Origin of the sequence: Bacteroides caecigallinarum, assembly GCF_021530995.1 — a bacterium.
Lineage (GTDB): Bacteria > Bacteroidota > Bacteroidia > Bacteroidales > Bacteroidaceae > Phocaeicola > Phocaeicola faecigallinarum.
The window spans coordinates 1-8839 of the sequence record NZ_JADYTF010000134.1; the positions used below are offsets into that span (position 1 = coordinate 1).

Annotated in this window: 8 protein-coding genes and 2 pseudogenes; 9 read left to right on the top strand and 1 reads right to left on the bottom strand. The window is 40.3% G+C overall.

Annotation, left to right across the window (positions count from 1 at the left end; all coding sequences use genetic code 11):
• Nucleotides 1-616: 616 nt before the first annotated feature.
• The 9 genes and pseudogenes from I6E24_RS14310 to I6E24_RS14345 all read left to right on the top strand — a co-directional run.
• A pseudogene (locus I6E24_RS14310) lies at nucleotides 617-745 on the top strand (ion transporter); the annotation flags it as partial.
• Between the two features lies 1 nt (nucleotide 746).
• Nucleotides 747-941, top strand: a pseudogene (locus tag I6E24_RS17515) (ion transporter); the annotation flags it as partial.
• A 28-nt stretch (nucleotides 942-969) separates the two neighbouring features.
• Nucleotides 970-1731 (top strand): SDR family NAD(P)-dependent oxidoreductase, encoded by a 762-nt coding sequence (locus I6E24_RS14315; protein WP_204404999.1) that lies wholly within the window; start codon nucleotides 970-972, stop codon nucleotides 1729-1731.
• Between the two features lie 101 nt (nucleotides 1732-1832).
• On the top strand, nucleotides 1833-5366 hold the full coding sequence (locus tag I6E24_RS14320; protein ID WP_235329219.1) for a DEAD/DEAH box helicase: 3534 nt from the start codon (nucleotides 1833-1835) through the stop codon (nucleotides 5364-5366).
• Between the two features lie 80 nt (nucleotides 5367-5446).
• Entirely contained in the window at nucleotides 5447-5842 is a 396-nt protein-coding gene (locus tag I6E24_RS14325) for a hypothetical protein (RefSeq protein ID WP_204404997.1), read from the top strand.
• Nucleotides 5835-6503, top strand: a complete 669-nt coding sequence (locus I6E24_RS14330; protein ID WP_235329221.1) for a nucleotidyltransferase domain-containing protein — start codon at nucleotides 5835-5837, stop codon at nucleotides 6501-6503. The genes I6E24_RS14325 and I6E24_RS14330 overlap by 8 nt, the downstream gene beginning before the upstream one ends.
• Before the next feature lie 112 nt (nucleotides 6504-6615).
• Nucleotides 6616-7134, top strand: coding sequence for a PH domain-containing protein (locus I6E24_RS14335; RefSeq protein ID WP_235329223.1), 519 nt, complete (start codon nucleotides 6616-6618; stop codon nucleotides 7132-7134).
• Nucleotides 7135-7175: 41 nt separating this feature from the next.
• A complete protein-coding gene (locus I6E24_RS14340; protein ID WP_235329226.1) occupies nucleotides 7176-7709 on the top strand; it encodes a GNAT family N-acetyltransferase in 534 nt (177 codons plus the stop codon).
• A gap of 4 nt (nucleotides 7710-7713) precedes the next feature.
• Nucleotides 7714-8196, top strand: a complete 483-nt coding sequence (locus I6E24_RS14345) for a GNAT family N-acetyltransferase (protein ID WP_235329224.1) — start codon at nucleotides 7714-7716, stop codon at nucleotides 8194-8196.
• A gap of 55 nt (nucleotides 8197-8251) precedes the next feature.
• Here the strand turns inward: I6E24_RS14345 and I6E24_RS14350 are convergent, their stop codons facing one another.
• The gene (locus I6E24_RS14350) at nucleotides 8252-8707 is read right to left on the bottom strand and encodes a GNAT family N-acetyltransferase (protein WP_235329225.1); all 456 of its coding nucleotides are present in this window, start codon (nucleotides 8705-8707) and stop codon (nucleotides 8252-8254) included.
• Between the last annotated feature and the right edge of the window lie 132 nt (nucleotides 8708-8839).

Sequence of the window (8839 nt, forward strand, 5' to 3'; positions counted from 1 at the left end):
GGTCGAGTTGCTCCTCAGCAGAGCTCGCCTCCTCTTTGATCCACGAGGCAAAGTTAACACTTTCCTCCTTGAATCTACTACTTTTAAAGACCAAAACGTTGCACTTCGTTTTGGAATCTACAAAAAACTTCGGCTATCCCAGAAACACCGTAACAGTCAAACTTATTCAAAAAAAGTCTGCCTGTAACACTGCTCGCAACGATTCCCATAGCGTGCAAGCTGTGTGAAGTTTATTTTTCTTGGTATGACCACAACATATTTCGTACTTTTGTTTAATTTTGCGGTAATATCCATTAAAGGTATCCCTGCAGATATTCATATATTGGTTGAGCGCTCCTGATATTTCCATGTTTAACTTATATATAGATAATATAAAGTTACTGAAAGTCAGGAACTTGGCCAATTCTTTATGCTAACTCGCATTGATTTAACTCGCTGATTTTTAAGTATTAAAGGATGAGATTAAAATATCGCCGTCGTGGCATAGATAGCGTAACACGTCCGTGCAACGCGTTATGGTAATTATATCAAAACATAACATTTCTGATATATTATCACAAAAACATTATGATTTATTATTAACTTTGTTCCTTACTAAAAAAATATAAACATAAGCATGAAATTCATTTCCAGAATACATCAGCGTTGGCAAAACTTCCTTCATAACGATGAACTGAAAGAAAAGATATATTCTATTGTGTTTGAATCGGATACGAAAAAAGGAAAGCTGTTCGACATAATCCTCAATAGCAGTGCCTACAGGTATAGTTTCAGCCACAATGGTGAGCGAACATAAAAAACTGGAAAAGCGGAAATGCCCACGCTGCAACCGCGACGGGCACGATTTCGAGGCCTTATACTGCAAATACTGTGGCGCGAAACTGAAAACGGAGAAGCCCCGGGAGTTTGTGAACGAGAGGCCGAATGATGAGAGATTCTAAAAGACAACAATTCAAACATAATATAATAATGAAAGGAAAAACAATCTTAATCACCGGTGCCACAAGCGGCATAGGTGAAGGCTGCGCAAGAAAATTCGCGGCCATGGGAAGCAGACTTATACTGAACGGACGAAATACTGAAAAACTGGAAAGTCTGAAACAGGAACTTGAAAAGACAGGAACAGAAGTCGTAACTCTTCCATTCGATGTTAGAAACCGTGAAGAAATGCGTAATGCCATATACTCTCTGCAAGGAGAATGGAAGAATATAGATGTTCTGATAAACAATGCCGGTCTGGTTTTGGGCATTGATAAAGAACACGAAGGTTCATTGGACGAATGGGACGTAGTGATAGACACCAACATCAAAGGACTACTGGCAATGACACGCATGATTGTTCCGGGTATGGTGGAACGCGGATGCGGACACATTATTAATATAGGGTCCATAGCAGGCGATGCCGCATACGCAGGCGGCAGTGTTTACTGCGCAACCAAGGCTGCGGTAAAAGCACTGTCGGACGGACTACGTATAGACCTTGTTGACACTCCTCTGAGAGTAACCAACATCAAGCCGGGAATGGTTGAGACCAACTTCTCCGTTATCCGTTTCCGTGGAGACAAAAACAAGGCAGATGCCGTTTACGATGGGCTGAAACCACTTACAGGTGACGACATAGCCGATGTGGTTTATTACGCAGCATCAGCCCCTGCTCATGTACAGATAGCAGAAGTTCTGGTTATGCCTACTTATCAGGCTACAGGAACTGTATGCCACAGACAAAAATAAATTGCATACACTTACCATAAAAGCTAAGAAGTATAATCCAAAACAGCGTTTAAATACCATTTAAATACTATTTAAACAGTACTCAGATAAGATATAGTAACATGGCAGAACAATTCGGAAAAACATGGTGGGGCAGCGAATGGCTCCGCTCGCTTACTCATATAGACTATGACAACCGTATCCCTCGCGGAGCTACATACGCACGCAAAGGAAACGTTATAGACATAAAACTGAAAGAGAATATCATCACTGCAAAAGTCTCAGGAAGCAGGATAACACCATATAAGGTCAATATCATCATTCCTCCTTTCTTCCCGGAACAGATTGACGCACTTATGAATGAATTAATCAAGTATCCGGGCATTATATCACGTTTGATGAACAGGGAGATGGCTCCAGAAATCATGTCAATAGCCAGAAGCTGCGGACTCAAGATTTTCCCTGAGAAATGGACCGACCTGAAAATGCAATGCAACTGTCCGGACTGGGCCGTGCCATGCAAACACCTTGCTGCCGTAATCTACATGTTCAGCCGCGAGATTGACAATAATCCATTCATTGTGTTCAGTATGCACAATGTAGATATTATGGAAGAGCTTAAGAAACGCGGAATATCTATCGAAGAGACCAGCAATGATATATCAGTACAGAACATAAAGGAGGTGGTAAGAACAAAAGGCTCTAAGGAAGTGAGCCATGGGGAACCTGTGTTCAAAAGAATAGACTTCTCAAAACTGACCGACAAGTCGGAAGCCTTGCTCATGCTCCTGGCAGAAAACCCTCCTTTCTCCACAACAGGGGATTTCAAAGAGAAATACTCGACTGAAATAATACGAGCAAAGAAGAATGTACAACGATTCTTCTCAAGGAGGCTTGACGCTTCGGGACTTTTCCCTCAAACGGACATCATCTCAGGCAAGGAGATTAAAGCCGAAAGAGAATTTTCATTACAGTTTGACAGCAATCTGAAATGGAAAGTAATGAACATCAGCTATGAGGGACAGGAACCGATAACGGACTTTTTTGACGACGGTTCATTGCCTCTGGCTCTGCTAAATATAAACCCTGACTTTCTGCCCGACTATCATCCTTCGGTCATAGCTCTGAACCAGGCTCTGATATGTTCACTGCATCTGCTGTCGAAAGGAGCTGTAGCACCACAGATACTTCAGCTTTCAAGTAAAGCGTACGCCATCAGGTGGATTCCGGCTTATATCGACAGCCAGGTAAGACAACTAATGGATATGCTTGAAGATATTATTCCCGACAAACTGCTGGAATTCAGACCGGTGGAACGTAAAACAGGAAAATTTATTTACAACAAGGGAGAGTGGATTGTGTCGTTCTTTCTCGGAAAACTCATAAACAGACTTACGGCCGATAGCCTGAAATTGCCTGTAGAGGAATTATTCTTCAAGGAGAGACACCTTCCCTTCAGCGGTGTGGGAGAAAAAGAAACGCCGGGCGGAATAAAATCATGGATAGCATCATACTCGCTCACCGAATCAGACTACCGACCTGTTCTCTATGTAGAAGAAAGTACCGATGGCGGTTTCGACATTACCGTTGGCGTGGAAAACACACGCAAACCGGAAAAGGAAGTCACTGCACTGTCCGATATACTCTCACAACCCGAATATGAGCACGAACGCTTCACCATTCTGAGAAGCTTCACCCTGCTGGCAGGAATGATGAAAGACCTCAACGGATATATTGCTAATGGAGCAAAACAAGCTTTACACTACACCGAAAAGACATTCCTGCCCGTAATACTCGAAATAATACCTGCTGTAAGGATTCTTGATTTCAAGGTTTTCATGCCTAAATCGCTTCAGCAACTCATACGTCCGAAAGCATCATTGTTGCTGAAAAAGAAATCCGGAAGTGAGAAAGGCTTCCTGAGCCTTGCCGATTTGTTCACCTTCGACTGGGAAGTGGCACTTGGCAATGAGATAGTGTCGATGGAAGAGTTCATGAAACTGCAGAAGAATGCCGGAGGACTGATAAAATTCAAGCAGAAATATATCTATACCGATGCAGAAACTCTGGAAAAGCTTCATGACGCTTTCCACAAGATGGATAAACTCACTCCGGCACAGTTGCTGCAGGCCGCCCTTACAGAGGAATACAACTCTGCACCTATACGCCTTACAGACGATGTGCGACAACTTATCAAGGAATTGACCGAACAGGAGAACATTGCCCTTCCACGGAAACTTAACGCACAACTGCGTCCATACCAGGAACGCGGATTCTCGTGGATGTACCGAAATATGCGCATAGGATTCGGTTCGGTTCTTGCCGACGACATGGGATTGGGCAAGACTCTGCAGGCTATAACTCTTATTCTGAAACTGAAAGAAGAGGGAGCATTGAAGGAAGGCAAAGTCATCATAGTTGTACCTACGGGTCTGCTCACGAACTGGCAAATGGAGATAAGCCGATTCGCTCCGTCGTTGTCAACATTCGTCTATCACGGTACTGGCAGAGATCTGAAGAGCTTTAAATCAGATATTCTGTTAACTACATACGGTGTTCTGCGCTCGGACAATGCCAAACTTAAAAAAAGACAATGGACTATAATGCTAATTGACGAAGCACAAAACATAAAGAACAACGATACGGCACAGAGTAAGGCTGTGAAGTCAATTCCTGCCACAACTCACATAGCTCTGAGTGGTACTCCGGTAGAAAACAGGCTTACAGAATTCTGGAGCATAATGGATTATGCCAACAAAGGCTATCTGGATACGCTTAAAGCCTTCAAGGAAAACTATGCGAACCCTATACAGCTTTGGAATGACGTCGATTGTGCCGAGCGCTTCAGAAAAGTAACAGCTCCGTTCATGATGCGAAGGATGAAGACAGACAAGAATATCATTTCCGACCTGCCTGACAAGATAGAACTTGATGTATATGCTTCGCTCAAACCGGAACAGGCTGCTCTGTATGAAAAGACTCTGGAAGCTGCCATGAACGAAATAGAGGGAATACCTACAACAGACAACGAATCTTTGTTCAAACGACAAGGACTCATCCTCCAGATGATTATGGCGCTTAAACAAATATGCAATCATCCGGCACAATTCCTTAAAAACGGTGACCGGAGGTCTGAATTGTCAGGCAAGACAGAAATGCTGCTCGACAGAATCGAAGGGATTGTCGATGGCGGCGAAAAGGTGCTTGTCTTTACGCAATATCGAGAGATGGGTGATATGTTAGTGGAATTCATAACTGCAAGGACAGGTGAAAAACCACTGTTCTATCATGGTGGATGCAGTATTAAAGAACGTCAGGCAATGATTGACCGCTTCCAGAACAACCGCACAGACAAGGTTTTCATCCTTTCGCTTAAGGCAGCAGGAACAGGACTAAATCTGACAGCCGCAACCCATGTAATCCATTATGACCTTTGGTGGAACCCTGCTGTTGAAGCACAGGCTACCGACCGTGCCTACCGTATAGGCCAAAAGAGCAATGTCATGGTTCACCGCTTTATCACCAAAGACACATTCGAGGAACGTATCAACGACATGATACAACAGAAAAAGCATCTGGCAGATATGACCGTTTCAAGTGGAGAAAGCTGGATAGGCAAACTAAGCAATAAAGAATTACGCGAGATATTCGGCTGATAAACAACAATAAAGTATAACAACCAGAAAAACATTTAGCATGATTTAGAGCCAATATGTCGCATAAGAGCAAAAAATATATGAAATATCTCAAGTCCTTCTTGGTATGGTTATGTTTCATACCGGCAGCAATACTTAATGGTGGCTTCAGAGAGTATGTTTTAATCAAATATTTGGATACCGCACTGGCTACAGCCATAAGCGGTATCCTGCTCTGTATCTTAATATTGCTTATCACATGGCTGCTCCTACCCCGGTTAGTCACTCTCAATAATAAAGAGAGTTATATAACCGGCATAATATGGATGATACTCACTATCCTTTTTGAGTTTACATCAGGCATTGGAACAGGTGTACCTATGAAAGAACTCATAGCAGCGTATAATCCGTTATCCGGAAATTTATGGATATTGGTAGTCCTAACAACAATGCTTGCACCGACAATAATATCAAGAATAAACAAACGATATGAATGAAAACAACTTCGACATAACATTCTGGCTGAAAGTTTTTCAAGAGAAACTCATCTCACTATTCGGCAACAGAATTAAGTTTTTCGGACTGCAAGGCAGTTACGGACGAGGCGAACAGACAGCCGACAGCGACATAGATGTGGTAATAATTCTTGACGAAGTAAATTTTAAGGACTTACAGAATTACCAGTCAATGCTTGATTCTTTCGATGAACATGACATGATATGCGGATTCGTATCCGGAGAAAGAGAACTGATTAACTGGGAAAAATCAGATATCCTTCAACTGGTTCTTGATACGAAGCCCATAATCGGTACATTAGATTATCTGCAAAAAATATCTAGCGATGACGACATACGCCGCTCCGTTTTGACCGGAGCCTGTAACCTGTATCATGCCTGTTCCCATAATTTTCTTCATGCAAAAGACATAAACACCTTAGTCGGACTCTATAAAGCTGCACGTTTCACCGTACGCATGAAACATTTTCTTGATACAGGCTCTTACATCAGTTCAATGAAACTCCTGTCAGAACATGTCACAGATAAAGACCGTACTATACTGAATATAGCATCTGCAGATTTTCAAGAAAACGACTTTACCAAACGAAGCCACATATTGATTGAATGGGCTAGTGAAATAATAACCGAATATCACGGATAAATTCTTTATTTCATAAAAAATCTATTACTGATTATAATAATTACAACTGTTTTAGTTATATTTGTTTTGGTTCATTAGATTATAAACAATAATACTTCCAATACATATCATTATGAGAAACGACAGAATTTCTTTCCCATGTACATGGAGTATGGGAGTTACGGCCATAACAGCCATAACAATCATTATTTTGGTAGCATCTACATATTTTATCTGGACAGATGATTTTCCGTCATCAATGCTTTGGCTCAAATACACGCTCATAGTTGTTTTTATAGCTACCATTATAGGTGGATTAGGCTATATGCCGATACGGTTAACTATTGGAAACGATAAAATAATTTTACACAGACTGTTTGGCGCTATTAATATACCTATAAAGGATATTATAGCAATAAAAGCCATACCAAACTCAGAAACAGCTTTTTCAATTAGAATATTCGGCAGCGGTGGCCTATTTGGATATCTAGGAAAATTCAAAAATCCTAAGTTAGGCAGCTATACTATGTATGCAACTAATCTGAACGAATTAGTACTCATCCGTACGAACAGTAAGAAATATGTATTCAGCTGCAAAGGCAGGGATGAATTTATTGAGTCTGTCAAACTCAAAAATAATGAGAATCAATAATATATCTTTTTAAATAAGAAAAATATATGACAAAATATTTCATGGAAACTCAAAGGCTTATTCTCCGTCCGTGGAATGAATCCGATGCCGAATCGCTCTACAAATATGCCAAAGATCCTGCTATTGGACCAATTGCAGGTTGGCCACCACATACATCTGTTGAAAACAGCAAAGATGTAATACGAAACATCTTATCTGCTCCTGAAACATACGCTGTAGTATTGAAAGAAACAAACGAACCTATAGGCAGTGTAGGCATTATGTTCGGTAACGGCGTACATAGTGCGGATATGAAAGAAGGTGATGCGGAAATAGGTTATTGGATTGGTGTTCCCTACTGGGGACAAGGACTTATACCGGAAGCAGTAAACCGCCTTCTGAAACGTTGTTTTGATGAACTTGATACAAAAAGAGTATGGTGCGGATATTATGACGGAAATACGAAATCACGCAGAGTTATGGATAAATGCGGCTTCAAATATCATCATACAGAAGAAAGAAAGATTTCTCCTTTAGGTGACAAACGTACCGAACATTTTACATTACAGACCAAAGATGATTGGAACAAAAAGTAAAACCATGGATAAACAAATAAAATATAAAATTCGCCCACTTGAAGAAAAAGACATCCATGATATGCAGAACCTATTCCATTCCACAGTATTAAACATCAATATAAAAGACTATACAAAAGAGGAAGTGGAAGACTGGGCTTCATGCGGTGACGACATAGAACATTGGAAAGAACTTCTGTCTTCTAATCAATATGTAGGAGCATTCAACGAACAGAACTACCTGATTGGGTTTTCTTCAATGAACAAGAACGGTTATCTGCATTCCATGTTTGTACATAAGGATTGGCAAGGTAAAGGTATAGCAACTCAGCTTCTTTATGAAGTTGAAAAGATAGCAAGACAATATGAAGTAAAAGAGATTACATCAGATGTAAGCAAAACTGCACGTCTATTCTTTGAACACAAAGGCTATGTTGTGGAATGCGAACAAAAACAACATGCAAATCGTTTGAAACTGACGAACTACAAGATGAAGAAAGTTTTATGAACTTCTATGCAATATTAATTAGAAAAGAATTTCCCTGTTCATCAATATCAGACTTTTATACAGACAATTCTTTTCTGAAATATACCATATCCTTTAATATCATACCGTTTTCTATAATAGGATGATCATAATTGGCAGTAAAGAAATCAGGAACAATATGAGAAAATGTGAAACCGCAGTTTTTATAAAAAGAGATAGTGTTTATGCTCTCTCCTGTACCGACTATCATATATTTGAATTTGTCTGCATAACGTTTACATAAGAAATCCACCATTTGCTTTCCATAACCTTTTCGTTGATATTGTGGAGAAACTGCCAAACTTTTAAGTTCACAGACATTATCACCTTCATTTGTCACAACTGCGGAAGAAACAGGTTCTAAATTTGTATTAAACATAACAAACATATCACCTCGCTCCAAATAGCGGTCAATCATCGACTCCTGTTCATCAGCCAATAACAGCAAATCTAAATATTTCTTCTTATTTGTTTCTATCTTTCGTATTTCCATAATATTACAAACTTACATAAAAATCTTCGTTTTTTATGCCGGTGCAATAAAAAATCAAGCCCTACGTACTTGATTGATCGTCTATTGCCGTGCTCGAAGCACAAAATGTTGTATATTTGAGGTGCATACATT